Origin of the sequence: Haloferula chungangensis (assembly GCF_042664875.1) — a bacterium.
In the GTDB taxonomy this organism is placed as follows: domain Bacteria; phylum Verrucomicrobiota; class Verrucomicrobiia; order Verrucomicrobiales; family Akkermansiaceae; genus Haloferula; species Haloferula chungangensis.
The window spans coordinates 216,201-242,812 of the sequence record NZ_JBHTBS010000008.1 but is presented as its reverse complement, the minus strand read 5'-3'; the positions used below and the strand labels follow the sequence as shown (position 1 = coordinate 242,812).

Here is a 26,612-nt window from a genome sequence, read left to right as displayed (position 1 = left end):
TGGCTTGCCGGCACGGCTTCAATACGGGGCGGGATTGCGGCGCTCTGAGTTGGTCAGGGTGCGGATCAAGGACGTTGATCTGGAGCGTGGGACGCTGACGGTCCGCAAGGGCAAGGGCGACAAGGATCGAATGACGGTGCTACCGAAGAGCTTGCTTGAGGCGGTGGCTGGGCAGGTGGAGATGGCTCGCAAGGTCTGGGAGCGGGACCGGGCGGCGGGGCTTACCGGGGTGCACATACGGGGAGCTTTGGGCAGGCAGATGCAGCGTGCGGCGGAGAGCTTTGAGTGGTTTTGGTTGTTTCCGGCGCGGCAGACATCGGTGGACCCGGAGTGCAATGTAAGGAGGCGGCATCATCTCCACGCGCAGGTCTATAGTGATGCGATTAAGCGGGCGGCGGCGGAGGTGGGAATCGAGAAGTGGGTAACGAGCCACGCGCTGCGGCATTCGTTTGCGACGCATCTGTTGGAGGCGGGGGTGGATTTGAGGAGGATCCAGGAGTTGTTGGGCCATCAGGATATCACGACGACGGAGATTTATCTCCACGTGGCGATGGGGGTGAGCGGTTTGGGGGTGACGAGTCCGCTGGATGGGTTCGAGGCCGCTGTGCGGCAGTGACGAGTGAGAAGTAGAAAGTAGAAAGTGAAAGGCTGCGCCTCACGCGATTTCCCGCGGTTCGATCTGAATATTTTCGGACCAAGATGGATGGGATGGATGGGATGGATCGGATTCTCCGTCGCCAAGGCTATGGCGGGACAGGTGGATCGGATTTTGGAGCCGTTGAGCTCGGCTTCAGGCGGGAACTGAGGTCAACCAGGATGATCATTGAGATCGCTTACTCAATCCGCGCTGGGCGATCCATTTTTTCCCGGGCTCTGAGGCGATGAAGCTTTCGAATCCTTCAGCAGTGAGGGCACCGCTGAAGTCCATGTCAAAATCCGCTTCGAGCTTGGTGAGGGCTTCGGCGGTGACTTCGTGCTGGTCCGCTCCGAATCCCGATTCGAGCAGCATTTCATAGCCCTCGCTGTCCTCAGGCTCGATCTCGATGAAGGTGCGGGCACGCGTCTCGGCAGATTCGTAATCCTCTGCGTGAAGGTCCACGTAGCCGAGGTAGAAATCGAGGTAGGGATCGGGGATGGATTTGCGGAGTGTTCGGATCGCGTTGCGAGCGCCGTCGTAGTCCTTGCGGATGATGTTCTGGTCAATCGACATCAGGGCCAGCGCGGGGTCGCCCGGGTAGGCCTGTTCGAGTTCGTCGATTGCCTGAAGGTAGGGGCCGGCTGACTCGATGTCTTCGAGCAAACAGGACTGGGCGAAGATGTGGGCAACCATCGCGAACTTCGCCTTGCGAACTTCGGTCGGAATCGTCTTCCAAATCTCGAGTGCTTGTTTCCCTGATTCTGGATCGCCATTGCGACCGAGCTGCATCATTTGGGAAATCTTCGGGACGTTTTCGATGTAGGCGCTTTTCGGATTTCCACTGAGGATTTTCTCAACGAGCGAACGGTCACTCTCTGCAAGAACCGGCAGGACCATGGCGCGGAGGAGGTCGCTGACAAAGCTGCCCATCGAGTGGGTGTAGGCGTCACTGATGACCCACTCGGGGTCCTTCTTGCCACTCTTGGAAATCTGATATTCGACGTAGTCCATGCCGCCATCGATGCGGAAGCGGAACAGCAGACCGGGTTTCCCTTTGACGCTGCGGTATTCGACGAGATGGACTTTGGAGGCGAAGAGGTTCTGGATGGCGTTGTCCCGGCCCTGCTGCATTCCATGCCTCATGCCCTTCCGGAAATCCGCGGGCAGTTCGATTCCGGCAAAGGAGTCTTCGATGATTCTCTCGAAGTCGAAGATTTTTCTCAGGTAGTCTTCGTCCTGGGATTCGACGGCTTCTTCGAACTTCTTTCCGAAGGCGATGGCCGCTGCCTGGTCGTCATCCGAGATCGGAGCGGCGGCCGTGGTCGAGTTCGCGGAAGAGTCCGCGGCAGCACTCGACGGGCGCTTCGTCGCGGCTGACTCGTCTTTGCAGGAAACGAGGAGGCAAAGGGGGATGCCGATGGCGGCGACGATGGAGGGCTTCATGATCAAAACGCTAGGTTTTGATCCCTCCGGATGTCGAAGCAATTCAGCAGGCGAGGAGTGACGGAAGATCAGGAGATGATCCAGTTCCAGGCTTGATGCTCGTCGTCTTCATCGAAGCCCTTGACTTCCATGGCAAAGGGGTTCGGCAGGGAGGTGAGGCGCTTGATCCATTTCTGGTCACCTACGATGGCGATGCGCTTGATGTGCTTGATGTGGCTGAATCCGAATTTGGTGTCGGCGATCATCGCCCCGAACTCGACGCCCTCGAGATCCTCCAGGTCGACAAGAAACGAGACGGGGGAGTTTTCCTTGATGATCGGCTCCAAGTCATTGAGGAGCGCTCGGTATTCATCCGTGCTGACTTTGCCGTCGACGCTTACCCAAATGAGTTTCTCCCTCGGGAACCATGCGTGGCGGACGGCGTGCTTTGGAGCTTCCAAGGGGCTTTCGAGCCACTCGATGGCGTCGGCCGTTTCGCCAGCATTGTAGCGACGAAACTCGGCTTTGACGAAATGCCGGGCAAGTTTTGGCATGGCGATCAGAAAGTCGTCGTTGGAAACCACGGCGACCCGGGGGATTTCCCGGTGGTGGTCTTTGACGAATTTGAGGTGGGCGCGGAAGCCGGCGAAGTTTTCCCAACCCGGAAAGTCGGGAGCATCGATGAGCAGCCCTTTGAGCTTGCCGCCACTTTTCAGCCATGGGTCGACATCGCTTTGCACGGCGGCGAAATCAGCCTCGGTAATGGGGCCGGAAGGCTGGACGACAAGGACGCCAGAGTCAGTCACACGGAAGTTGATCATGGTATGCGAGTGAATCTGAGATTTCTCCGCAGCGCAAACTCATTGTCGGTGTCGACGGCGGGCGGGCGATGGGGTAGAGCTGGCGCGTGAGTTCTTGGGAAAAAGCGGTGGAAGTCGTCGGTGAGTGTCTGGAGCAGGGTATCCGGGAATTTGTCGTCTGTGCGGGTGCTCGGAATGCTGCGCTGGTGGCGGTTTTGGTTCAGGCGGAGTCGGCAGGTCACGTGACCTTGCGCCGGCACTTTGAGGAACGCAGTGCGGGTTTTTTCGCGCTCGGACGGACGATGTCGAATGGAGAGCCCTGCGCGGTGGTGACGACGAGTGGCACCGCAGTGGCGGAGCTGTTGCCGGCGGTGATCGAGGCGCGCTATCAAGGTCGCCCGCTGGTGGCGATCACGGCGGATCGCCCGGCGGCCTATCGAGGAAGTGGCGCGCCGCAGGCGATCAATCAGATCGGGATTTTCGGCGAGCATGCGGGGAGTGGAGATCTTGGAGGGTGGGATCGGCGCTCGCCGTGGCATCTCAATGTCGAGCTTGAGGAAGCATTTGAAGCGGGCGAGTGGCAGGGGCCGGGGCACGTCGCCATGAGTCACCAGATTGTCTGGCCACGTCTGGCAGTTTCGGGGCTGGCCCGTTGGTTGAAGGAAGATCTTTATCGGGGACTGGTGCTGATGATCGGTGGACTGGATCCGGATGAGCGGGAAGAGGTGTTTCACTTTGCCCTGGATCTGGAAGTGCCGGTGGTAGCGGAGGGAACGAGCGGCCTGCGAGAGGCGCTGGCGGCGCTGGCTTTGCCTGACCCGGATCGCACGCTCAAAGCGAAGCCACCGGGGAAAATCCTGCGCCTGGGTGCGGTGCCGAGTGGTCGTTTCTGGCGGGACCTTGAGGACTTGCCGAAGGTCGATGTTTGGAACGTCTGCCGGAGCGGTTACTCGGGGTTGGCACGCGGGAGCCAGACGATCACCGGCGATGTCGGGCGGGTGGTCAAGGCGCTGGGTGAGATCGAGAGTGCGGATGATGCGCTGGATTATCTACCCGGGTGTTCGCGACGTTACGCGGAGATTGACGAGCTGTTAGAAGCTTATCCCGACAGTGAGCCGGCGATGGTTCGGACGATTTCCCACTATGCCGCCTTGGGCTCCGGTGTGTTTGTGGGGAACAGCCTGCCGATCCGGGAGTGGAACCTTTTTGCTCAGCGTGATCGACCGATTCCGGAAGTATCGGCGAATCGCGGGGTCAATGGCATCGATGGCCAGATCTCAACCTGGCTCGGTGCCAGCGCGGCGAAAGAGGACTCCTGGTGTGTGCTGGGCGATCTCACCGCGATGTATGACCTGGCGGCGCCGGCAATGCTGGGGCAGGTCGTGACCAAGGGGCGCGTGCTGGTGGTGATCAACAACGGCGGCGGACAGATCTTCAGCCGGGTTCCGCGTTTGCAGTCGATGGGGCAGCGGGGCAGCGAGTTGATGCAGAATCCGCACAGCGTTTCTCTCGAAGGCTGGGCGGCGATGTGGGGGATGGACTACCTCAGCATCCGGACGGCCGATGATTTCGACGCGCTCGAAGCTGCTGAGAAAATGCTGCTGGTTGAGCTCGTGCCTTCCCCATCCGAGACGGTGGCATTCTGGAAGCGGTGGGACCGGTTATGAACGGCACAATCTGGTGTTTGCACGGCGCGGTGGGAATGGCGGAGGACTGGAAAGGGTTCTCGGTTCCTGGCTGGGCGGTGAAGCGGGTCGACCTGTGGCGCTTTCTGGACTGCTGCCCGATGTCGATGCCCGGATTTGGCGCGGCGCTGAATCGGGAGGTGGAGGCGACGGAGGGAGTGAACGTTTTGTTGGGCTACTCGATGGGTGGGAGGCTGGCCTTGCATGCGCTGCTGGAAGGCGGGCCATGGGCGGCTGCGGTGATCGTTTCGGCGCATCCGGGACTGGAGGATGAGGGGGAAAAGGCGGCCAGGCGCGCGAGCGATGCGGAGTGGGCGGCGAAGGCTCTGAAGGGAGATTGGAAGTCCTTTTTGGATGAGTGGAATGCTCAGTCGGTGCTGGGGCCAGCTCGTGAACTGGGAGGGAATCGGCAACTGCTTCTGCAGCGCCGCCAAGCGGTGGCGCGGAGCTTCATGGACTGGACGCTGGGTGAGCAGCAGGCGCTGGGTGGCCGGTTGGCGGAGATCGATTGCCCGCTGCGGTGGTGCGTGGGGGAGAGGGATGCGAAGTTTCGCGCGCTAGGCGAGAAGACGGTCGACTCGTCGCAGCTCTGGGTCGCAGAAGGTGCCGGGCATCGTCTGCCCTGGGAGGCGAGGGAGGCTTTTGCGAAGATGGTCGGGGAATTTCTTGAGCAAGCGCTTTCCTAGGACAGACTGTCGCCGCTATGTGGACCAGCGTTCGAGAATTTGAGGACATCCGTTTTGAAAAAACGGATGAGGGGCAGATTGCCAAGATCACCATCAACCGGCCGGAAGTGCGGAATGCTTTCCGTCCGCAGACGGTGAAGGAAATGCTGATCGCCCTGGAGCTGGCTCACGAAGATCCCACGGTGGGCGTCGTCATTCTCACGGGTGAGGGCGATCTGGCTTTCTGCTCGGGGGGGGACCAGAAGGTGCGAGGCCACGCCGGATACGTCGGCGATGATGGGGTGCCGCGCCTGAACATCCTCGATGTGCAAAAGAAGATCCGCCAGATGCCGAAGCCGGTGGTGGCGATGGTGGCGGGCTACGCGATTGGTGGCGGGCACGTGCTGCATGTCGTGTGCGATCTGACGATTGCCGCCGAGAATGCGCGCTTTGGACAGACCGGTCCGAAGGTCGGAAGTTTTGATGGGGGGCTGGGATCGAGCTATCTCGCCCGGATCGTCGGCCAGAAGAAGGCGCGCGAGATCTGGTATCTCTGCCGCCAGTATGACGCCAAGCAGGCGTTGGAAATGGGCTTGGTCAATACGGTGGTGCCGCTTGAGCAGCTTGAGCCGGAGACCCTGCAGTGGTGTCGTGAGATGTTAGAGCATTCACCGCTGGCACTGCGCTGCCTGAAGTCCTGCCTGAATGCTGACTGCGATGGTCAGATGGGGCTGCTCGATATGGCGGGAAATGCCACCTTGCTCTACTACATGAGTGAGGAAGCGAAGGAAGGAAAGCAGGCCTTCATTGAAAAGCGGAAGCCGGACTTCTCGAAGTTTCCGAGAGTTCCGTAGTGCGTTCTGGAAGGGCGTCACATCGCCCGCCCTAGCTTGAAAAATCGACTTGAGGACTGGCTGATCGATCAGGAACTCAAGACGCTGGATCGTGACTTTGTCGAAGAGCGAGGTCGCAGCGAAGGCATGACTCGTGTCCGACTTGAATGCCCTCGCCATTGGAGCGGTGACTAGCGAGGGCGGGGCGGAGTGGATAGGGTTCTTATGGGTAACATGGCTCTTATTCTCCCCCTGGGAATCAGGGGAGAAGTGCGGGTCACGGATCCCGGTGAGGAGATTTCTTGGGATCCCAAGAAGCCTGTTGCGGTGACGAGTTTTGGTTGGTTGGGTGGATTGGTACAGGTGACCTTTTAGGCTGCCTTATTTTGTGGAAAGGCTATTCAAAATGATGTTGTGCGGTTGGTTCCCTTGTGATAATTGCACGGAAATCTATTCAAATAAATAGAGATTGGAATGCTTGCCTCCCGGTATCATGAAGACAATAACATCACCACGGTCGCGATTTGCGAATGTCCTCGCTACAGCTGCTGCGCTGGGCGTTTCCGCCAGTTTGGCTGGCACGAGCTCCATCCTGACGGACTTGGAGTTATCATTGGTTACGGATACCTCCGGCTCTGTGAGCTCGGCTGAGTATGATCTCCAGATGGATGGGTATGCGGCAGCATTCCGTAACCCTGTGGTCCACTCCGCCATCTCTTCGGGTGCCCGAGGTTCCATTGCAGTGAATCTGATCTTATTCGACAGTAATGCGTCTGTCGGGTTGCCGTGGACGATTCTTACCGGTGCCAGTGATGCCAATGCCTTCGCTGATCTTCTGGATAATCTCGCACGGCCGAGTTCTGGCGGTACAAATCCGGCGTCTGGCATCGATCTCGCGACTTCGGAAATTTTCGGGAACAACATTGAGAGTACCCGTCAGGTGATTGACGTATCTGGGGATGGGGACGGATTTTCCTCGACCGATGCGGCAGCTCGTGATGCGGCGCTGGCTGCGGGTGTGGATGCCATCAATGGATTGCCGATTCTTGATGGGAGTACCAGCTTGGAAGACTACTACAGGAACTATATTCAAGGAGGAGCCGACTCTTTCGTGCTTCCTGCGAATAGCTTTGCCGACTTCGAAGCGGCGATTCTCGATAAGCTATCGCGTGAGATCGGAGGGGATACAGGAGTAACGGGTCACTTGATAAGCTCGACGCTTCGTAGCACGTCGATCACGACGGCTCGAACGGTGACGCGCGATGTGGGTGGTCGCCTCTATAAGATGCGCGCTGGGCTGCGTTCGGAACCGGTGATTCATGCAGAGCCGGCTCCATCCAGCTCAAAGGGTGGCATGGCGAAGGGTGGCATGCCGACGTCTCCGATTACGCATAGTCATATTTGCCGCTGGGAGGTCTATGGTCAGGTCTTCTATTCGACGGAGGATCTGGATGCCCAGTACACGTCTATGCCAATCGGTTCGGTGAATGTAAGGCGTTTGCTGCAAGCTGATACATCGGTCGATGTGTTTGGTGGTACGGTGGGCTTTGACTATGACTTCAATGATACCTGGACGGCAGGCTTTGCGGTTAGTGGTGCCCAGTCGGATGTGGATATGAATCTGGTGGGCACGTCGGACATCGATACTCTCGCGCTAATTCCTTACGTTTCGTATCACCGAGACCTCAATGGTATGGGCTTCTATGCTGATCTGCTTTACGCCTATGGCATGAATGATTATGACACGAGGCGACTCCCTGCTGGCGCGGTGGGCAGCACGGAAGGCGAGTTTAATAACTTCGAATTCAATACCGGGCTGGTGATGAGAAGTGGTCAGGTTTCCCATGGGCCATACGCCCAAGTTCGCTACCTTGATGGTGACATCGATGGATACACTGAAGTGGGTCCGGGCGCGGCGGTCTTTCCTGATTCTGATTATGAGTCGCTGGCCACGCAGCTAGGCTATCAGGGGTCGTATGTCGTCCAAATGGGATCCGGGGTGCTGGTGCCCCAGGCACGGGTGGCATGGGAGCATGAGTTTGAGGCCGATCAGGGCAACTTTGCGGGTGTCCCGCTGGGGACGCTGGATGAAGACCTCGCGGTCCTCGGTGCGGGTATCGGCTACTTTATGAACTGTGGGTGGAATATCTTGCTCGATTATGAGGCTCGTCTCGGTGACGAGAGCCAGTCGCACTACGTCGGTCTCAAAGCTGGCGTGGAGTTCTAAGCTTTCTGTGGTTGCTGCGACGTCGTGACCGCTTCGGCTTTAGGTGCCGAAGCGGTCTTCTTTTGCTTGGCAGATGGAGCGGGGTGGGGATTGCTGCGGAGGTGTTTCGTGCCATTCTTCTCGCTACCCGTCCGAAGACCCTGCCTGCCGCCGTCGTGCCGGTGTGGGTCGGTTGTGTCCTTGCTTGGAAGCTTTCGGGAAATTGGAGCCCGAAGCTGGCGGTGGCGACTGTGCTTGGCGCGGTGTTCATTCAGATTGCGACGAATTTTTTCAACGACGCGATCGATTCGGCGAAGGGTGCGGACACGGATCGGCGGATCGGACCGAAGCGGGTGACGGCGAGCGGCATGCTTTCACGCCGAACGGTGATGTTGTGGGGTGGGGTCTTTCTGCTGCTGGCGATCGCCTGCGGGGTGGTGCTGGTGCTGGCTGCGGGCTGGCCGATTCTGGCGATCGGGATTCCTTCGATATACCTGGCCTTCGGCTACACTGGTGGGCCGTTCCCTCTGGCATACCGGGGGCTGGGTGAACTGTTTGTGGTGCTGTTCTTCGGCATCGTGGCGGTCTGCGGCACGGTCTACGTGCAGATGCTTGAGTGGCGGCCGGAGGCGGTGCTTCTCGGGCTGCAGGTCGGACTTCTATCGGCCGTGCTGATTTCCATCAATAACCTGCGGGACCGGGAGGAAGATGCCTCGACGGGAAAGCTCACCCTGGCGGTGCGCTGGGGGGGGCGGGCCGCGCGGATTTTGATTTGGTTTGAAATCAAGGCGGCGGCCATCCTGGGGCTTGGCTGGATCTACTTTGGTGAGCCCTGGCTGGTGCTGGGGACCATGCCGCTGTGGCTGGCGGGCTTCCGGATCATTTGGGGCGTGCTGACCGAGCCTGAAGGTCCGCGGATGAACCGCCTGCTGGCCATTGCCGCGGTGCAGCTGGTGGCCTTTGCGGGGATGTTCCATTTGTTCGCTCTGAAGTTCTGAGGTTTGCCTGTCCGGCGTATCCGTGGCAGTGATCGGGCGTGGCTGATGATCTCTGGTTCTGGAAGTACAAGCTGACGGCGCGTCAGCCTCTGAATGCGAAAAGCATGCGGCGTGATCACGTCGGCGCGCTGGTGAGGATTGGCGAGGGCTTTGCCTGCCTGCACCCGTGGCCGGAGCTCGGGGATCCGAGCTTGCAGAAATGTCTCGACGATCTGGCAGGAGCGCGGCGGTTTGCGCTGGTGCGTCGGGCGGTCCGATGTGCCCAGGAGGATGCGGATGCGCGCTTTATTGGTGACCCGCTTTTGGAGGAAATCGATGTGCCGGAGAGTCACGCGACCTTGCCGTGGCAGGATGCACGGATTGTCGAAAGCGCGGCGAGCAAGGGCTTCAGGCGCCTGAAACTGAAGATGGGCAAGGATCTGAAATCCGAGACCGCCTTCTTTCTGGAACAAGCGTCAATCCATCCGGGCCTGCGCTGGTGCATCGACTTCAATGAAACGCTGAATCCGGATGACGTCGACGGGTTTCTAACAGAAGTGCCGGACGACATTCGCCAACGAATTGATTTTCTCGAGGACCCCTGTCCTTATTCGCCGACAACCTGGGCGAGGTTGCGCAGCAAGTTCAGGATTCCTCTGGCGGTTGACCGCGAGGCGGTGCCGGCATGCGATGCCGCGCAGGTCATGGTCGTGAAGCCGGCGGTGGACGAGCCGTGGCTACTGGCGGAGGCTGCGGCGGGACGCGGCCAGCAGGTCATCGTGACCAGCTACATGGAGCATCCGCTCGGTCAGGTCTTCGCCGCCTGGGAAGCAGCCAAACTGAACGTGCAATTTCCCGGGATTGTGGGTATGTGTGGATTGCAAACCCACCAGTTGTTCACGCCGAGTGATTTTGCCGAGAGGCTCGGGCGATGGTCTCCGACCTTCCATCCGCCCGGGGGGACCGGGCTCGGATTCGACGACCTGCTAGAAAAACTGCCATGGAAACCACTTACCTGAGGGACCCCGCATTCTGGACTTCCACCCGGCCTGAAGCGCCGGGCTCGAATTTCGTTGTGCCGAATCTGCAGGACGGTGAGCTTGACGGCTTGGTGTTCTTTCAGACCTCGGGCTCCATGGCCTGGCCCCACTGGGTGGGGCTGTCCCGCGAAGCGCTGCTGCTCTCGGCGGCCGTGGTGAATGCTCATTTGCAGGTCGATTCCGCTTCATGCTGGGGACTCGCGTTGCCACTGAACCACGTCGGAGGCTTCGGCGTTGTGGCACGCGCCTACGAGGCGGGTTGCCGCTTGGATTGCTTTCGGGAAAAGTGGGACCCGGCGCGCTTTTCCGCATGGCTGAAGGCGGAGCAGGTTTCCCATGTTTCGCTGGTTCCGACGCAGGTTCATGATCTGGTGCGGGAATGGCTGCGGCCACCTCCTTCGCTCAAGGTCGTGGTGGTGGGAGGCGGTGGTCTCGATGAGGAAACCGGTCGCGCCGCCCGGGGGCTTGGATGGCCGGTGCTCGCGAGCTACGGCATGACTGAGGCAGGTTCGCAGATCGCGACACAGGGGGTGGAACTACTAGATCAACCGTACGAATGCAGCCCCATCCCGATTCTTCCTCACTGGAAAGTGCGGATCGAGGACGACGGGCGTATTGCCTTGAGCGGAAGGGCGCTGTTCGCCGGGGAGTTGATCCAGAGTGGAGAACGCTGGCACTTCTCGAAGCGCAGGGAGGAGTGGTACCGAACCAAGGATCTTGGCAGGCTTGATGGTGGAGACCTGAATCTAACAGGTCGGGCTGATGCGGTGGTGAAGATTCTTGGCGAGCTGGTCGACCCGATTGCTGTCGAGCACGAACTCGCCATTCCGGAAGTGACGGTGATTGCCGTGCGTGACCCGAGGAAAGAACATCGGCTGATGGCGGTTTACGAGAATGGCTCAATCAGCAATCGGGTGGAGAGTCGAGTGCAGGCTTACAACGAAAGCGTAACTGGCGTGCGAAGGATCGATGAACTCGTGAAGGTCGATGCCATTCCCCGGAGCCAGCTCGGAAAAGTGAGACGCTTCGAGCTCTCGAGCATGCTGGAAAGCCTGCGAGTGTGATGACAGACGTTCTCCAGGAGGCGTGATGTACGAACCCAATTTGATTTTGGTTGATTCTTCAGAATCAAAGCAGATACTTCATCCATCTTGATATTGTCAGGGTATAAATTTCCGCACTTGAGCGGATTGGCGGAGACCGCGGGCGGCGCGGTTCTTTGTCCCAACTTAGCCGCCATGTGTTTCTAACTTGAACCTCAACCTGATCCCATGATCCCAAGCGCCAACGAATCCCGGTCAAAACGCAGCGTTAAAAGCAAGGAAGGAGGCGGGGCGGGGGGAAAGAAGGCGTCGACGGGACGAGAGCGAATAGCGCCGTCTGAGCTCGGCCTCACGGCGCCGAACCAGGAGGTGAAGAACTACGTGCTGGATACGAACGTCCTGATTCACGATCCGGGCTGTCTCGGTCGATTCAAGGAGAACCATATCTGCATTCCTGCCGACGTGCTTTCCGAGCTGGATCGTTTCAAGTCGGAGCAATCGGAGCGCGGTGCGAATGCGCGCCGGGTGCACCGCAAGCTGACGGAGCTGTTCTCGTGTTCGGAGAAGATAACCGAAGGAGTTCCTACCGAAGGAGGAGGCAGTCTGCGGATGGTGATCTATGACCCGGAGGTCTGCCCGAAGAACTCCGATCTGCTCAATCGCTTTCACCGCGTCTTCCCTGATCGTGAACGGGTCGATCACCGGATCATGGCGGCGACCTTGTTGCTGATGCAGCACAATGAGGCGCCGGTGGTGCTGGTGACCAAGGACATCAACATGCAGCTCAAGGCCCGCGCGATGGGCATCGAGTGCCAGGATTATCTCAACGACAAGGTCGATCCTCAGGAGGTGTCGAGCTACGACATCCGTCGTATTCCCGTGGATCCGAGTGAGCTGCAGCGATTCGCCAGCTCCGGTGAACTGCAGCTCCCGCACGAGCGGCGTGTGGAAGTGGTGCTCAATCAATACGTCCTTCTCGAAGCCTCGGAAAAGCAAACCATGCCTGCCCGTCTGGCATCGGAGGGACGCCTGGTCCGCCTGCAAATCCCTGAAGCCCTGAAGATTCCGGATGGCATCGCGCTGAAGCCGCTCAATCTGGGCCAGCGTTGTTTGATTGATGCCCTGCTGAATCCGGAAATCTCCCTGGTTACCTGCTACGGCCATGCCGGAACGGGTAAGACGCTTGTGGCGGTGGCAGCCGGCCTGCACGAGATGTTCAACCGCAATTTCACGGGTCTAACCGTAAGCCGTCCGGTGGTCGCGATGGGCGAGCAGCTCGGTTTCCTTCCGGGAACTCTGGAAGAAAAAATGCGGCCGTGGTTGCAACCCATCCACGACGCGCTCGATCTGCTGATGCGTCCACCGGCGCCGCTTGGTCCGAGGCGCAAGCAGGGGAAGAAGGATAATGATCCCTCGGCCAAGAAGCCGTACGAAGCGTTGATCGAGCAAGGCATCGTGGAGATCGAAGCGCTGGCCTACATTCGTGGTCGTTCGATCCCCAATCGCTATTTCGTGCTCGATGAAGCCCAGCAGCTCACACCGCAGGAGGCCAAGACGGTGGTGACGCGGATGTCGCGTGGCTCCAAGCTGGTGCTCGTGGGTGACCCCGCACAGATCGACAATCCCTATGTGGATAGCCGGAGCAACGGGCTGGTCTACACGCGCAATCGCCTGAAAGGTCAGCCCTTTGTCGCGCACATCGCACTCAATCGCGGTGAGCGCTCCGAGCTTGCTGAAGCGGGTGCGACGATGATGTGATGATGGAACCTCAAGCAGATCTGATTAGCCTTCCTAGCTAGTCAGCATCTGCAGCTTTGACTCCACCCAGCGATTGAGGCTGATTCCTTCTTCCCGGCCCAGCGCAACGAGCTTGCGGTGAAGTTGAGGGTCGATTCGAAGAACGAAGGTGCCCGAGTAGGGCTTGTCCGGTTCTTCACCTCGGTCCCGACAGAAGTCGAGGTAGTCGTCAATCGACTCTTGGAATGCTTTTTTCAATTCGTCGACACTTCTCCCCTGAAACGTAACGACGTCTCTCAGGTCGGTAACTTCGCCGTGGAAGATCTCTGACTCATCGTCAAAGCTGACAGTGCCGTGGTATCCTTTGTAACTCATCATGGTTTGAATCCTGCCTCCGTTAAAAATCGTTTCATTGAGGTGACCGCACCTCGATCTGTTTTGGGGTCGGGGTGAGGTCTGTGAAAAACAGCTCTAACGCCGTTCAGTGCCAATCGAACTCGGGAACCGCTGCCTTCTCAAATTTCGCATCCCAGAGCATCGAGCCGCGACTCGATATCCTTCCACGTCATGTTAGCGGAAACGGGTAGCTTGAAAATGGCTTCAAGCGTCTTCCGTTGCCGATTGTTCACGGCAGAAACGATACTACTAAATGATACTGCGTCGAGTGAAAGGGCTAAGTGCCTTTGGAAGCCGGCCCGCTTTGTAGCATCGGCTCTCGAACAAGTGGTGGGGGACTAGCTTTTGAGCTCCTGCCGCAGCTCGGCCGCGAGGGCTTCAAGGCGTTCGCTGAGGGGGGTGGAGTCGGCCGAGGGATCGAAACGGATGGCTCGATGAAGGGCGATGGCTTCGTGAAGCCGGGCCGGCTCGGAAATGACCGATGATAGCCCGACCAGCCACGAGCCCAGCGGCATGCCGGGCGGGCGGGGGCCCAGGTGGATTGAGGCGGCTTTCTCGATTCCGCTTAAAGCCGTCTTCGGATGGGCGGTGTTGGCAACCCGGCGCTCGGCCGCGGGATCGATCCGGCGTTTCGATTTCCAAAGACGGCGACTGACCAGGAAGCCTCCGAAGAGGAGGGGAAGCGTGATGATGACAAAGGCGATGGCCAGGTTGCCCGGCTCGCTTCGCCACACAAGAATGTCGTCACGAAGGATCTGCCAGCGGTCCAGAAGGTCCTGCCAGGGAGGCGTGCGCGGAGTTTCAAGCCCCGTCCAGTCAGGAGGGGTGAGATCGACGTCGACCCATCTCTTGTTCACCTCATCCCATGCTTCGCACCAGGCGTGGGCATGGGTGCCGCGAATGATCGCTTCACGGGATTTCGGGTCGACTTCCACAACCGCGAAGCCGGTGGCATAGCGGGTCGGGACTCCGACTTCCCGAAGCAGCAAGGCGGTGGCGGTAGCGAAGTACTCGCAGTGGCCTCGCCGCGTTTCCGTGAGGAAGATGCTGATGAACTGATCGGGATCGAATTTCGAGCTGGGGTCGGGACGGTCGAGGTAGCGGGTGTAAGTGAACTGATCGAGAAAGTGATTTCGAATTCGGGTGACCTTTTCGTCGAGGGTTCCCTGATGCAGGTTCAGCTCACGTGCCACCTCGGCGAGTGTTTCGGTTTCGTGTTTTGGAGTGCCGAGATCGGGACATTTGAGCCCCGAAACCTTCATCGTTTCCCAAGGCGCCTTGCTGGTTGAGATGTTTCTTTTCCAGAGCACCGTGGCGTTTGCAACCGGGTGCTTTGGGTCGATCCGGAGGGAGCCGAGTGTGTTGATTTCCAGGTTCTGCGCGGGAATGACGAGGCTTGCCGCATTCGAGGGGATGGGTAGCAATTCCTCGGGTTGGATGGCTCCTCGAAGGATGAAGCGCGGGAGGTAGGAGGCGCTGGCGATGTCGCCGGAAAGGAACTCGCCATTGGCCTCGCGACCGACGATTCGGTAGGGGTTCTCGACACCGATGAAAGGAAGCTCCTCAAAGTCCTGGATGATTCGGGTGCCTTCGTCGTCTGGCGGAACCTCTGCTCTCCACGTGGCGTTCAGATAGTTGTTGTAACTGGCGATTCGGAGATGACGGGGGAGGCTCCCCTGCAGCGGTTTGACCCGCCAGATGATATTCGGGGATTGTTTGAGTTCCTTGAGTTTGCCGATGGAGGTATGGGTTTCGCGAGCAAAGGCCCCGTTGTGCTGATCGAGACCGATCAACTTGTGATAGATCATGTCGATGACCGTCACTCCGGTGTATCCGCCGAGAACGGAGAAGCCCAGGACAAGTGCGGCACCGAGGGGTGCGAAGCGCTTCCTCCAGGTGAACTGCCGCTTGAATGCCCAGACGATGAGGAGCACGATGCAGGGGAAGAAAATCGGAGTCTTGGCAAATGTTCCCAGCGAAGAAGAAATGATGATGAGAGTGAAGTAGATGTGACCGAAGGCGATCTGAACGTCGCGGAACGGCAGGCCGTGCCTGCGCGCGTGATCACGACGCTTTCTAACAAAGATGGAAAAGGTCGCGATCGGCATGGTGGCCCGCATGCCATAGGACTGGACGAACTGAAGGGGAAAAAAGAGCAAGGGCAACCAGACCACCGTTTGGGGAAGTGCGGAAACAACCGAGGAGTTCATCCACACAAGCACACCTGCAAAAAACAGCAGGAGCACCGATGCTTGCCACGCCCGGTAAAAGGCGTGTTCACCAAAATCCCAACGAAAACGGGTCCAGTGCGCGGCCTCGGTGGCGATGGCTACCAGCAGGCCGATGAGCGGGTGGCCGACCATGCCTCCCCAGAAAAGCAGGCTGATCCCCAGCAACAACCGGGGAGGCCCGGGCTTTGCATTGGTGGAGCGACTTGAACTTGGCATGATCGATCGGCTTTTAATCTTTGGAGTCTAGAGATTCGGAGGAAGGCGCATGAGGTCCTTGGCCAGCTGGGAGGAGCGGACAAAGTGAACTCGCGGTGGCGGCATGGGAGGAGGCTCATGGCAGACGACAATCGCGGCAATCTCGATCCCGAAAGCAGCAATGCGATTCAGGAGTCGGGCTCGTTCGTCCGACCACCCGGAGAGGATCGCTAGGCAGCCCGCGAGGTCTTCCGAGTGACGGAAGACGAGTTTCCTCAGGGAATCAAACTGAGGTTTGGCAGAGACCTCGACACCTGCGAGAACTTCTAACAGAGTTTCGGCGCGACCCACGCCGCGCCCGGCGGTGACCACCCGTTCACGGCCGGAGATGAACATCAGATCGATCAGGCATTCCTGGGTATCCACGGAAGCGACGAATGAGGCCGCAACGGTGACGGCGTCTTCAAAGAGATCTTCGTCGCCCGGATCAGGAAACGTGTCGAGCACCAGGCCATGGCGGGGGAAGTAGCTGTCCTCGAGTTCCTTGACGATGGGTTGCCCCGTGCGCGCCCAGCTTTTCCAGTGGATGAGCCGCAGCGGGTCGCCGGGGCGGTACTCACGCAGGCCGACAAAGTCACCCGCCGGGCCGGTGGTGCGGGAGGTGGCGTCGCCTCCCGGTTGGAAACGTGCGCTGCCGGGGAGCTCGAAAGGTGGCAGACGGTGGCGATGAGGAAGCACGGCGAGCGTGGCGCTGGGTGCCTTGACCCGCATGCAGCGCTGATAGAGACCGAAGGGGTCGGGCAGCAGGACACGGAGGTCGTCAAGTCGAATGAGCCCTCGGCGCCGTGGAGTGATCTCGGCAAAAAAAGTGTGCACCGCACCGGCCTTGAGCTGAAGGGGATCATCGTTTTCACCGACATTGAAGGCGAGGCGGCGGTCCTGAAGCCAGTTCCAGCAGTAGTAGGAAAAGAGGCGGTCAAAGGCATTTCGAGTGTGGCCCCCAGGTTCGCGAGCGGCGAGGAAGCTGGCTTTCCGGGGCCTCGAATCAGGAGGGGTCTCGGTGAGCCAGGCGTGATGGAGGGAAAGCATGGCGAGGTTCTTGACCCGGTAGCGGAGCTTGACCGGCTCACCAGCAGTCGCGTAGCGCGGCAAATCCCTGACAACCTCGAGCCGTGCCCGGCGGAACGGCAGCGCGAGCAGGGCGAGGATGCCGAGCGACATGCCAAACGAAAGCAGCATGAAGATCGGATTGGCGTCCTTGGGCGCCTGGCCGCCAGCGATGCAGGTGACGACCATGCCGATGATCAGCAAACCCATCCCCGCAGGACGAATGCGCCGCCGGAGAAAGTGGTTGATTGCCGCACCGTGGAAATAAAAGGGATAGAGAATGGATCGGAATCCTACGAGGGCTTCCGGATTCTTGGGAACGTGGATGGATTTGGCCGTGCTCAAGCTTCAACATCCTCGCCTCATTGTCGCGGCTTCACCAGTAAAGATCGCGCATGGTGGCGGACGATGAAGTGAAATCCCAAATTCAAACCACGGAATACACAGAATACACGGAAACCGAATCGCTCGGGGCTCTCCCCATTTTGAACCCAAAATCCAGCGCCCATGAATCTTAACTTCCGTGTATTCTGTGTATTCCGTGGTTCGACTTCTACCCAATTTTGTTTCCAGAGCGAAAGGGGTGCTGGTGAGTTGCTTTGAAATCGTGGGGCGCTATTTTTGCGGGGCATGGGTGGGTGGAGCGAGAAGATCAGACGTCAGTTCGGCGGGGGAAAGCCTCTCCCGAAACGCCGCAGACCCAGTCTGCTGGTGATGGACGAGGCACTGAGCGAATGGTGCCGGGAGGCATCCCTGACGATCGGACTGGAGAAGCTGGCCGAGCGGGTGCAAGTCGGCTGGAACCCGCGCTTGCAGACGACGGCAGGTCGCGCCTGGTGGCCGGACGGAGTGATCGAGCTGAATCCAAAACTCAAGGAGATGGGCGACGAGGAATTGTGGCGGACCCTGCGGCACGAGCTGGCGCATCTGGTTGCCTACGATCGAGCGGGTCGACGTCGGATTGCCGCCCATGGAAACGAATGGCGAGAGGCCTGTGCGGAGCTGGGAATTCCGGGCGAAAGCGCGAAGCACAACCTGCCCTTCGGCGGCAGGCGGGTGGCGAAGAGGTTCGCCTACGATTGCAGGCACTGTGACGCGACGATTCATCGAGTGCACCGGCTGCGCAGAACCGCGGCCTGTTACGACTGCTGTCGCCGCTTGGCCGGCGGGAAATTCGACGAGCGTTTCCGTCTTGTGGAGCGGAAGTTGTAGTTGGCGGGGTCGGGATCTGATGGGAACTCGGATGGCTGAGTTGCATGGTTTGTGGAGAACTGATCCGTTGGGCAAAGAAATGAAACTTTCGAAGCGATATGTACCGGTTATGATTTTGTTGATCGGTCTTGAATCGCTGCTAACATGCGATTCGAATTCACCTAATCGTTTGATTTCGTAAACGAGATGACAGGGATCGCAGTAGCATGGGTTGTGGCCGCATTTTTCGGAGCTTGCTTCTATTGGGCCCGGCGACTCACGGTTCGCTCCCCAGATGAGATGATGGGCTTCCTGAATCAACGCTTTGACGTCATCCGGCGGAAGGGATTCTGGGGTGAGCAGCGCGACTACATTGATGTGTCGATGATCAAGCGTTGGGGGCGCTTTGGATGGCTTCTGATCCCTCTGCCGTCGTTCAATTTGTCGCTGAATATTGATCAGCTCGGAACTGTCGGCGGATTGTCATCCATACTACTGCTGATATCTGCCGGAATGTTTTTTGGTGACTCACGAGCCGGGACCCACTTCATGAGGTCGATGGGCATCAGCCAATACACAATAGAAACCGATGGAGATGCGACATGACAGATCCAGAAGGAAGACCTTTCTGTTAGTCGCGGCTTTGCTCGTTGTGGTTTCGGCAATCGCTGGTTGCGCGGGGGCAAGCCATCGCGGGGAGCACCGGGTTTGACTTGCCCAAGCGTGCAAGTTTTCGAGCTGGGCACTGGACAGTCCTGTGCGGAGTTGTCTACGCTAAGTCGTCATATACAAGAATCATGAACATGAGCGATTCCCTATTTGAAGATCCAAGCGGCCATGCTGCAGATTTGTTTGAGGGAATGGAACAGGGCGGCTTGGAAGCTGCAATCCAGATACTCCATCACGACCAATGGGACATGGGCCTCGGCTGGGGGACCGCGCAGCTGATGGCGGTCGAGGCGCTTGCTGCCGCTGCAGGAAGGCCTTCCGCTTCGGATGAGTGTCATTACCTGGTGGAATTCGGCCAGGCAAATCCCACTCGTATCGACGAGGAGACCCACGATCGGATGCTCTATGTGATCGACCAAGTGCTTGAAAAAATCAAGAGCGACCCGGACGTCGTGGGCCTTGATCCTTCCGCGGTGGAAGAGTTCTTGGAGGCTGGAACCCTCATGAAAGATCGGGTTGCCAAGATTGAGCGAACGGGCGAAAAACTTACAAAGCCCATGGGAGTCCGTGATCCGAGGACAGGAGAGCTGCGCGATCCGAAGAACGGCGAGCTTCTCTAAGATAGGAAGCCTCAAAATCGTGCGGTAGGATCTCTCATTTAAGCGTGAATGATCGAGCGCCAATGAGCAATTTTTCCAGGGCTGTCAGTTTGGGATGTCGATCAGGCTCCGACGTCGTGTCGTGGCTTGATCGGGGAGCATTGGTCTCATCGAAATTTCGTCAGGGAAATTGAAAACCGGCAAGGAGGGTCGGAGCTCTGTCACCAATGATTCCAAAACCGAAAATGAGGTGGTGGAAATGGAAAGAATGGGAGAGAAACAGCAGGCGATGGCGAAAAATATCCTAATCTTTCTTTTGTCGGCTGGTCTGGCGGTTTGCGGGTGGTTTCTCTGGCAGAAGCCGAAATCTGTTAGGGAGACTGTGGTTGTAGAGAAAGTGGTGGAGCCCGAGCGGGTGGTGGTTCTGGAAGAGCCTGAAGATGAAGTTGAAGAGCTTCCGGTCCCCGAAGTGCGGTGGGAACTCGTGGACCCTTTGCAGGAGTTGGTCGACAGGGCAGAGGCCGATTTGGCCGGAGGAGTGGTCGGATTTTGTTTGTTGGATGGGGAGGGAAAGGTGCTTTCGCAGCGCAATGGCGAGACGCCGATGATTCCGGCATCGACATTCAAAACGCTCACGACAGTAGCCGCGCTGGATCTGTTAGGGCCGGACTTCAAGTTCACGACGAAGGTGGTTTCGGCGAAGGCGGTGGCTGGGAAAATTGTGGGGAACCTGATGGTCCGGGGTGGCGGTGATCCAATGCTGGCGATGGGGGACTTGGAAGCGTGGGCGGATGCTTTGAAGAAGGCGGGGGTGACTGCGATTGAGGGCGGCGTGGTCGGGGACGGCTCGATCTTTCCGCCGAGCATGGCGGGGGACTTCTGGGGCTGGGGAGATGTAGGGAACGGTTATGGGAGTCCGACCTCGGGGCTGAACCTGGAACACAACCGCTTTGTGGCTGGGTTTCGTCCGGGGAAGTCGGTCGGAGAGGCGGCGGAATTTCTTGGGCCGCAACCGGAGGTGCCTGGGGTGGAGTGGCTGAATCAGGTCAAAACGGGCGCGTCAGGGAGTGGAGACGGCGTGATGGTTTATGGCGGTCCGCTGGCGACGCGGATGCTTCTAACAGGGACCGTGCCGATGGGGGGGGATTTCGGGGTAAGAGCGGCAGTTCCGGATCCGCCGATGTTTGCGGCGTTTCACCTGGATCGGCTGTTGAAGGAGCGTGGGATCACGCTGGGGAAGGGGCCGAGGGCGGGTGGTTTGGGTGAGGGGGTGGAGGCGTTGGAGGGGGAGAAGGTTTGGGTGGTGCATGAGTCGCCGAGTCTGGCGGACATTCTGCCGGGCTTGCATGGTCGGAGTGACAATCATGAGACGGAGTGTCTCTTTCAGATGATGGGAGTGAAGGTAGCCCAACCGGCCGCGGAAGTACTGAAGGATTATTGGGAAGAACGCGGAGTAGAGCGGATTCGAGTGGTCGATGGCTCGGGACTGTCGCGGGCGGATTTCGTTTCAGCCGAAAGCCTGGCGCGGGTTCAGTGGGTGGCATCGCGCGGGACGGAGGCGACGGTCTATCGCGATTCGCTCAGTGCGGCTCACGACGGGAAGGTGCACTGGAAGGGGGGAGCGATGTCTTCGGTGAGAAGCTGGACGGGTTATGTCCAGGGAGCAGCGGGGGAAACGCTAAGCTTTGGTCTGATTTTTAATCACTATCAGGATGGGTCGCGGCTGGACTACTGGCGTGATGAAATCATGAAGGCGATCACCGCTGGCGAGTGAGCTCGGAGAGCTGTCGGTCCGAGCTGTTAGGGGGAGGTTTCGAGGGCCTGTGCGAGATCCTCGAGAATGTCGCTGATGTCTTCGGTGCCGACGGAAAGTCGGATGAGGCCGTCGGGGATTCCTGCGACTTGTCGGGCATCCGGTGTCATGCCGCGGTGGCTGGAGCCGGCGGGCCGGGTGGCGAGGCTTTCCATGCCGCCGAGGCTGACGGCGTGGACGATCAGTTTGAGACGGTCGAGAAAGCGGCTTGCGGCTTCGAGTCCGCCCTTGAGTTCGAATGACAGGAGGGCGCCGGGATGTGTCATCTGCTTGTCGCGGATCTGAATTTGATGGGCATCCCGGAATCCCGGATAGTGGACCGTGGCGACTTCGGGGCGCTGTTGAAGCCATTCAAAGACCGCTTGGCCGTTGAGGTTGTGCTGCTGCATCCTCAGGGCGAAAGTGCGGATGCCGCGATGGGCCAGCCACGCTTCCATGGCATTGACGGTGCCACCGAGGTTCTTGTGGATGGCGCGGTCGCGGGCGGTGAGGGGCTCACGTTTGATCACGCATCCGCCGATCAGGTCCGAGTGTCCGTTGAGAAACTTCGAGGTGGAGTGGATGATCCAATCGGCACCCCATTTGAAGGGCTGTTGATTGTAGGGAGTGGCGACTGTGTTGTCCACAATCACCGAAGCTCCCCCTGCTTGGGCGCGAGTTACGGTTTCGGCGATATCGATGAGCCCCATCAGGGGGTTCGAAGGGGTTTCAAGCAGCACCGCAGCGGCGCTTGTTAGAGACTGATTCCATTGTTCGGAGTTGCCCGGGTCGACGCTTTGGACCTGGAGTTGATAGACCTCGCTGAGTAGTTTCAGCAGTTCAAAGCTTCCTCCGTAAATCCCCGGATGGGTGACGAGGGGTCCGGAACGGCCGGCCATGGCGGCGGTGACGGCGCAGAGGATCGCAGCGTTTCCCGAGCTGGTGATCAGGGCCCCGCTTCCCCCCTCGAGGTCCGCCAGGGTGTTGGCGAGTTGATCGACCGTCGGGTTTCCGAAACGCGAGTAGGCATGCCCCGGCCGTTCTCCGGAAAAGATCGCTTCGGCATCGGCGGAGGTACCGAGGCGGAACAAGCTGCTCTGAGCGATGGCTTGATGAAAGGGTGGGTTTTCGGACGCGGGAGCATCGCTGGAGCCGGCATGAGCGCAGCGGGTGGCAAGGGATCTGAGTGGATGTTTCATTGGAGAAATGAGGATGGATTCTTGAGCTTGAAACGAGGCGAACTAGGCTGCCAATTCATGAAAGTGGGGCTTTATCAATATGGTGAGGGAGGTGGACTCGAGGGACTTCGGATCGGCGTGGCCCGTCAGGTGCCTCGTGGAGTGAAGCGCGAAGAATATGTTCCGGGCGGCTATTTCGACGTCTGGCTGCCACTTGTCGCGCCGAGTGCGGAATTGGTGAAAAACTATCAGGCTGGAGAAGTATCGACCAAGCAGTTCTTTCGCAGCTACCGCAGTGAGATGCGGGTTGTGGATAAGAGACATGTGATCGAGTTGTTGGCCGCAATGGCGACCCGATCTCCGATCCATCTGGGTTGCTTCTGCGCTGATGAATCCCGCTGTCATCGGTCGGCGCTGCTCGAGTTGGTCTTGGAAGCACTCGAGGATTTGCCTCCGAAGGACGGTTCAGGAGCACGCTATTCAAGCTCTCCCTGTTCGATGCCGGATCCAGAGGATTGATTTGGCACGGCACAAACGTGGTGCGGTGACGAAGAGTCGCGATGGTTTGTGGTGCTTCATGAAGTGGTAGCTCACCGCGAAACCCTAGATGGGTGGGGTATGATTCGAGTTGGCTCTGCCAACGGCCTCCAGCAGTGGAGGTCGCTGACAGTTAAGGCTGGCGAGTGAGGGGAGTTTATCCCGCGCTCACTGCAAGGTCCGGCTTGCCGACTGAGGTGATGGTCATTTCGCGATGCCCTACGGGTGTTTCCCATGACACCAGACTTCCCTTGGACCGGCCGAGAACAGCGAGAGTGATCGGCTTTCCAATGGCGATCAGGTCGTCATCGATGTTCTCGTTGTGCGGCATGACAATGGAGAAGGAGTAGCTGTCGTTCGAGTCATCAGGCGCGAGCAGCCGGATCTCGTCGTTGAGGTCGACGCGGTCGGAGCTGAGTTCATCGTCTGGCACCACGTGGGCGGATGTTAGAAGCTCTTCGAGAGCTTGCCGTTGGGCGGCGGGGATCCGGGGGTTCTGGTGAGGTTTGTCGATCAGGGACTTAAGACGATTGGCAAGGGATGTACGGAGTACGATTGAATGATTCATTTTTACAAAAAGAGATGGAGAGCCCCTCGCAAATGAGGGACCCCGGGAGTTCAAAGAATAGGGGTGGAACTCAGACGGTTTCGGCACAATGGCCTTTCCTAAGAAACCGTCTGCTCATGCCCGAAAGGCAGAGAGTCGGTGCGCAATCCACCCGCTGGAAGGCCTCGTCAGCTGACGAACTTTCCTGTCGGATCGCGTGTGATTGATAGTGCGCACGATTAAAGACTACTTGAGCTTATTTCTGTTATCTTGCAAGTTCGAAGATTGCTTCCTTGATGAATTCGGAGAAATGGCATCTCCGGATGAAAGATCGACCGTGCTGCGGAATGGTGTCGAGGCACCCTGATCGGGAATTTTTTTGAATTTTCACCGAACGGGAAAGCGTCGCAAAGGGGCGGGTGAGGGGCGCGGTACACCGGAACACACTGGATCGAGAGCCAGTACACCGACGCTGGGATTTTTCGAATGATCGGAAGGAAATGGGCGGATTTTTTCAAAAAAACTTAAAATCGCGTCGATGTCTCGGGCTTGGATGCGCTGCTTGTGCACTGAAGTGCCCTTTGTAATTCACTGAAAATCAGGGATGGAAATCTTTGAAAGCGAAATTATCAATAATCCTTGCGTGCTTTGGTGTACTCTGGTGTATTTGGGCGTGTCAGCGAAGTGACACCTGTATCATGTCCGTATCCGCCAAAGTCTACGAAAGTGACTACGACTATAAGATGGACCCGAAGTATCGGGTTTCCGTCCCAGTCGCTTTCCGTCCGGACGAAGGGGATGCGGTTCGTCTTCAGGTTTCGAAGGAGCACGAGGAGAAGGTGATCAAGGTGTTCACGCTGGAAGCTTTCGAGGACAAGTTTCGCCAGATCCAAGAGGCGAACATTCCTCAGGGTAACAAGATCAAGCTCGCTGGTGCGTTGCGGATGACTTCGAAGGAGGTCTCCATCAATGCCCAGGGCAAGCTGACCATTCCCAAGGACTGGGCGGACAAGATCGGTTTGAAAGCCGATGGCTCCGTCAAGCTCGCCGGCCGTGACAGCTACTTCATCGTCTGCACGGAAGATACTTTCACTCGGATCAGCGAAGCTGATCTCAACATGGATGACGGTGGACTTGGAGTCCTCTGATCCCCAAAGAATTTCACCCACGAACGACAACATGCTGTTCGCCCCACCAACTCTGACATCCGGACCAAGCCGTCCGGTGGCACCCACCGCCGAAGTATCGGCTCCGGTGTCAGGGTTGGGCGTATTTTTGCCACAGATCGGATCTCTCGGGACAGTGATCCGCGATGTGGTTTGCAACACGACGGCTTGCTCCGCTTTCCATGGCTGGTTGACGGAGCGGCAGTCGGTGACTTTCCAGGCTGAGCGTAAGGAGTTTCTCGGGACAGTACTCCTTTCGCCAATTAAACCGCTGGTCCGTGCCGCTTTCCATGGCTGGTTGACGGCACGGTCCGCGGAATTTTTTCCCGCTGAGAAGAAGACGCCATTCGGGACAGTGGCTTCTTCCGATCGACACAACACGACTGCTCGCTCCGCTTTCCATGGCTGGTTGACGGAGCGGCAGCCGGTGACTTTCCAGGCTGAGCGTAAGGAGTTTCTCGGGACAGTACTCCTTTCGCCAATTAAACCGCTGGTCCGTGCCGCTTTCCATGGCTGGTTGACGGCACGGCCCGCGGAATTTTTTCCCGCTGAGAAGAGGACGCCATTCGGGACAGTGGCTTCTTCCGATCGACACAACGCGATTGCCCGCTCCGGTTTCCATGGTTGGTTTGCGGAGCGGCAATCGGTGACTTTTATGAGCGCCGACCCGGAAAAGGGGTCGGGCTACCATGTTTCGGTTCTCCCTCGTGAAACCGATGAGTGGATGGGTGCGGACGAGAGCAAGTTCATCATCGATGGAACTCTCGGCGGCGGTGGGCACAGCGAAGCTTTTTTAAAAGCTGGCGCTCGCGTGCTCGGCGTCGATCGTGACCCCGAGGCTCTGGCTCACGCTTCCCAGCGACTTTCTATGTACGGGGATCGCTTCCGGACATGGCAGGGCAATTTTGCGGATCTCGGAGATCATCGCGAGACCTGGGGGGGAGAGTTGGCTGATGGGCTGCTGCTCGACCTCGGGGTGTCGTCGCGGCAGCTCGATGCTGCGGAGCGGGGATTTTCGTTTCGTGGGGAAGGACCACTCGACATGCGCATGGGGCCGGCAACGGAACTCACTGCGGCTGAGGTGGTCAATGAATGGTCGGAAGAAGACCTGCTGAAGATTCTCTGGGAGTACGGCGAGGAGCCCAAAGCCCGCCGGATTGTGGCAGCGATCATCAAGCGCCGTGCCGAGCGTCCTTTTACGACCACCACCGAGCTCGCCGCATGTATCGAGAAGGCCGTGCCGCGCTTTGGTCGCACTCATCCTGGAACAAAAACTTTTCAAGCCATCCGGATCGCGGTGAACGATGAACTCGGCTCGCTTGAGCGGGCTTTGGAAGCCTCCGTGCATCTTCTGAAGCCAGGAGGGAGGCTGCTGGTGATCACCTTCCACAGTCTTGAGGACCGGATGGTAAAAAGATTTATGCAGGACCGATCAAAGGTCTGGCTTGACCAACCGGACTGGCCTGAGCCAAGGCCCAACCCGCGACGGGCCTTCCGGCTGCCACAGCGTAAAGCGATCGCGCCAAGCGACCAAGAAATCCGAGTGAACCCCAGGGCCCGCAGCGCAAAACTGCGGGTCGCCGAGCTTCTAGACCCAGCACAAATTCCATCATGAATCGCCGTCGTTCCGAGGACCCACGGTCCCATTACTTTGCGTTCTTCGCCTTGGTGATCGCCTTCGTTGCGGCCACCACGGGAGGAGCGATGCATGCCATTTTCCGCAACGGTCAGATCAAGACCGAGCGCAAGATCGCGGAAACGCGCCAGCGCATCGAGCAGCACCGCCTCGACATGCAAATGATTGAAGTGCGCCGCGAAAAACTCATCGACCGCTACGAGATCCGTGAACAGCTCGAGCACTGGAGCTCGGATCTCATTCCCGTGACTCACGGAGTGGTCGAAAAGGTTCACCCACTCCCTGCGCCGGTGGCGGCCCCCGTCGCTGCCCGCTCCTGATCC

At 58.7% G+C, this 26,612-nt stretch carries 25 protein-coding genes and 1 pseudogene; 18 read left to right on the top strand and 8 right to left on the bottom strand.

What is annotated here, in order from left to right; translation table 11 throughout:
* On the top strand, positions 1–616 hold a 616-nt coding region (locus ACFQY0_RS15855; protein WP_379714274.1), incomplete at its 5' end, for a tyrosine-type recombinase/integrase.
* Between the two features lie 204 nt (positions 617–820).
* Here ACFQY0_RS15855 and ACFQY0_RS15850 read toward each other — a convergent pair.
* Positions 821–2,080 (bottom strand): tetratricopeptide repeat protein, encoded by a 1,260-nt coding sequence (locus ACFQY0_RS15850; protein ID WP_379714272.1) that lies wholly within the window; start codon positions 2,078–2,080, stop codon positions 821–823.
* 68 nt (positions 2,081–2,148) lie between these two features.
* Complete coding sequence (locus tag ACFQY0_RS15845; RefSeq protein ID WP_379714269.1) at positions 2,149–2,880, bottom strand: SpoIIAA family protein; 732 nt, start codon at positions 2,878–2,880, stop codon at positions 2,149–2,151.
* Between the two features lie 86 nt (positions 2,881–2,966).
* Here ACFQY0_RS15845 and ACFQY0_RS15840 point away from each other — a divergent pair, with 86 nt between their 5' ends.
* From ACFQY0_RS15840 to ACFQY0_RS15800, 9 genes are all read left to right on the top strand, one after another.
* Positions 2,967–4,526 carry a thiamine pyrophosphate-binding protein gene (locus tag ACFQY0_RS15840; RefSeq protein ID WP_379714266.1) on the top strand — a complete coding sequence of 520 codons (1,560 nt, stop codon included), beginning with the start codon at positions 2,967–2,969 and terminating at the stop codon, positions 4,524–4,526.
* On the top strand, positions 4,523–5,230 hold the full coding sequence (locus ACFQY0_RS15835) for an alpha/beta fold hydrolase (protein ID WP_379714263.1): 708 nt from the start codon (positions 4,523–4,525) through the stop codon (positions 5,228–5,230). Before ACFQY0_RS15840 ends, ACFQY0_RS15835 begins: the two co-directional genes overlap by 4 nt.
* Before the next feature lie 17 nt (positions 5,231–5,247).
* Complete coding sequence (gene menB / locus ACFQY0_RS15830; protein WP_379714260.1) at positions 5,248–6,063, top strand: 1,4-dihydroxy-2-naphthoyl-CoA synthase; 816 nt, start codon at positions 5,248–5,250, stop codon at positions 6,061–6,063.
* 36 nt (positions 6,064–6,099) lie between these two features.
* The gene (locus tag ACFQY0_RS15825) at positions 6,100–6,237 is read left to right on the top strand and encodes a hypothetical protein (protein WP_379714257.1); all 138 of its coding nucleotides are present in this window, start codon (positions 6,100–6,102) and stop codon (positions 6,235–6,237) included.
* A 298-nt stretch (positions 6,238–6,535) separates the two neighbouring features.
* On the top strand, positions 6,536–8,269 hold the full coding sequence (locus tag ACFQY0_RS15820; protein ID WP_379714254.1) for a DUF1194 domain-containing protein: 1,734 nt from the start codon (positions 6,536–6,538) through the stop codon (positions 8,267–8,269).
* 83 nt (positions 8,270–8,352) lie between these two features.
* Positions 8,353–9,246, top strand: a complete 894-nt coding sequence (gene menA / locus ACFQY0_RS15815; protein WP_379714252.1) for a 1,4-dihydroxy-2-naphthoate octaprenyltransferase — start codon at positions 8,353–8,355, stop codon at positions 9,244–9,246.
* A 38-nt stretch (positions 9,247–9,284) separates the two neighbouring features.
* Positions 9,285–10,244 carry an enolase C-terminal domain-like protein gene (locus ACFQY0_RS15810; protein ID WP_379714249.1) on the top strand — a complete coding sequence of 320 codons (960 nt, stop codon included), beginning with the start codon at positions 9,285–9,287 and terminating at the stop codon, positions 10,242–10,244.
* Positions 10,226–11,329, top strand: a complete 1,104-nt coding sequence (locus ACFQY0_RS15805) for an AMP-binding protein (RefSeq protein ID WP_379714246.1) — start codon at positions 10,226–10,228, stop codon at positions 11,327–11,329. The genes ACFQY0_RS15810 and ACFQY0_RS15805 overlap by 19 nt, the downstream gene beginning before the upstream one ends.
* Positions 11,330–11,536: 207 nt before the next feature.
* Positions 11,537–13,066 carry a PhoH family protein gene (locus ACFQY0_RS15800; protein ID WP_379714243.1) on the top strand — a complete coding sequence of 510 codons (1,530 nt, stop codon included), beginning with the start codon at positions 11,537–11,539 and terminating at the stop codon, positions 13,064–13,066.
* Between the two features lie 33 nt (positions 13,067–13,099).
* On the opposite strand, the gene ACFQY0_RS15795 is transcribed toward ACFQY0_RS15800, so the two are convergent.
* The 4 genes and pseudogenes from ACFQY0_RS15795 to ACFQY0_RS15780 form a co-directional block, all read right to left on the bottom strand.
* Positions 13,100–13,420, bottom strand: coding sequence for a type II toxin-antitoxin system HicB family antitoxin (locus ACFQY0_RS15795; RefSeq protein WP_379714283.1), 321 nt, complete (start codon positions 13,418–13,420; stop codon positions 13,100–13,102).
* A pseudogene (locus ACFQY0_RS15790) lies at positions 13,420–13,614 on the bottom strand (type II toxin-antitoxin system HicA family toxin). Before ACFQY0_RS15790 ends, ACFQY0_RS15795 begins: the two are co-directional and overlap by 1 nt.
* 165 nt (positions 13,615–13,779) lie before the next feature.
* The gene (locus tag ACFQY0_RS15785) at positions 13,780–15,888 is read right to left on the bottom strand and encodes a transglutaminase-like domain-containing protein (protein WP_379714241.1); all 2,109 of its coding nucleotides are present in this window, start codon (positions 15,886–15,888) and stop codon (positions 13,780–13,782) included.
* 27 nt (positions 15,889–15,915) lie between these two features.
* Positions 15,916–17,319: a DUF58 domain-containing protein gene (locus ACFQY0_RS15780; RefSeq protein WP_379714238.1), complete on the bottom strand. Its 1,404-nt coding sequence runs from the start codon at positions 17,317–17,319 to the stop codon at positions 15,916–15,918.
* A 285-nt stretch (positions 17,320–17,604) separates the two neighbouring features.
* Here ACFQY0_RS15780 and ACFQY0_RS15775 point away from each other — a divergent pair, with 285 nt between their 5' ends.
* The 4 genes from ACFQY0_RS15775 (at position 17,605) to dacB (ending at position 21,207) form a co-directional block, all read left to right on the top strand.
* Entirely contained in the window at positions 17,605–18,186 is a 582-nt protein-coding gene (locus ACFQY0_RS15775) for a SprT family zinc-dependent metalloprotease (protein WP_379714235.1), read from the top strand.
* 279 nt (positions 18,187–18,465) lie between these two features.
* Positions 18,466–18,771 (top strand): hypothetical protein, encoded by a 306-nt coding sequence (locus ACFQY0_RS15770; protein ID WP_379714232.1) that lies wholly within the window; start codon positions 18,466–18,468, stop codon positions 18,769–18,771.
* 107 nt (positions 18,772–18,878) lie between these two features.
* The gene (locus ACFQY0_RS15765) at positions 18,879–19,454 is read left to right on the top strand and encodes a hypothetical protein (RefSeq protein ID WP_379714229.1); all 576 of its coding nucleotides are present in this window, start codon (positions 18,879–18,881) and stop codon (positions 19,452–19,454) included.
* Positions 19,455–19,623: 169 nt separating this feature from the next.
* Entirely contained in the window at positions 19,624–21,207 is a 1,584-nt protein-coding gene (gene dacB, locus ACFQY0_RS15760; protein ID WP_379714227.1) for a D-alanyl-D-alanine carboxypeptidase/D-alanyl-D-alanine endopeptidase, read from the top strand.
* Positions 21,208–21,233: 26 nt separating this feature from the next.
* Here the strand turns inward: dacB and ACFQY0_RS15755 are convergent, their stop codons facing one another.
* The gene (locus tag ACFQY0_RS15755) at positions 21,234–22,424 is read right to left on the bottom strand and encodes a trans-sulfuration enzyme family protein (protein ID WP_379714224.1); all 1,191 of its coding nucleotides are present in this window, start codon (positions 22,422–22,424) and stop codon (positions 21,234–21,236) included.
* A gap of 57 nt (positions 22,425–22,481) precedes the next feature.
* Between ACFQY0_RS15755 and ACFQY0_RS15750 the strand changes: the two genes are divergently transcribed.
* Positions 22,482–22,922, top strand: a complete 441-nt coding sequence (locus tag ACFQY0_RS15750; protein ID WP_379714222.1) for a DUF488 domain-containing protein — start codon at positions 22,482–22,484, stop codon at positions 22,920–22,922.
* A 175-nt stretch (positions 22,923–23,097) separates the two neighbouring features.
* Here the strand turns inward: ACFQY0_RS15750 and ACFQY0_RS15745 are convergent, their stop codons facing one another.
* Complete coding sequence (locus tag ACFQY0_RS15745) at positions 23,098–23,508, bottom strand: GreA/GreB family elongation factor (protein WP_379714219.1); 411 nt, start codon at positions 23,506–23,508, stop codon at positions 23,098–23,100.
* A 677-nt stretch (positions 23,509–24,185) separates the two neighbouring features.
* Between ACFQY0_RS15745 and ACFQY0_RS15740 the strand changes: the two genes are divergently transcribed.
* From ACFQY0_RS15740 to ACFQY0_RS15730, 3 genes are all read left to right on the top strand, one after another.
* Positions 24,186–24,635 (top strand): hypothetical protein, encoded by a 450-nt coding sequence (locus ACFQY0_RS15740; protein ID WP_379714218.1) that lies wholly within the window; start codon positions 24,186–24,188, stop codon positions 24,633–24,635.
* A gap of 673 nt (positions 24,636–25,308) precedes the next feature.
* Positions 25,309–26,268, top strand: coding sequence for a 16S rRNA (cytosine(1402)-N(4))-methyltransferase RsmH (gene rsmH / locus ACFQY0_RS15735; RefSeq protein ID WP_379714216.1), 960 nt, complete (start codon positions 25,309–25,311; stop codon positions 26,266–26,268).
* The gene (locus ACFQY0_RS15730; RefSeq protein ID WP_379714215.1) at positions 26,265–26,609 is read left to right on the top strand and encodes a hypothetical protein; all 345 of its coding nucleotides are present in this window, start codon (positions 26,265–26,267) and stop codon (positions 26,607–26,609) included. Before rsmH ends, ACFQY0_RS15730 begins: the two co-directional genes overlap by 4 nt.
* The last annotated feature ends 3 nt before the right edge of the window (positions 26,610–26,612 follow it).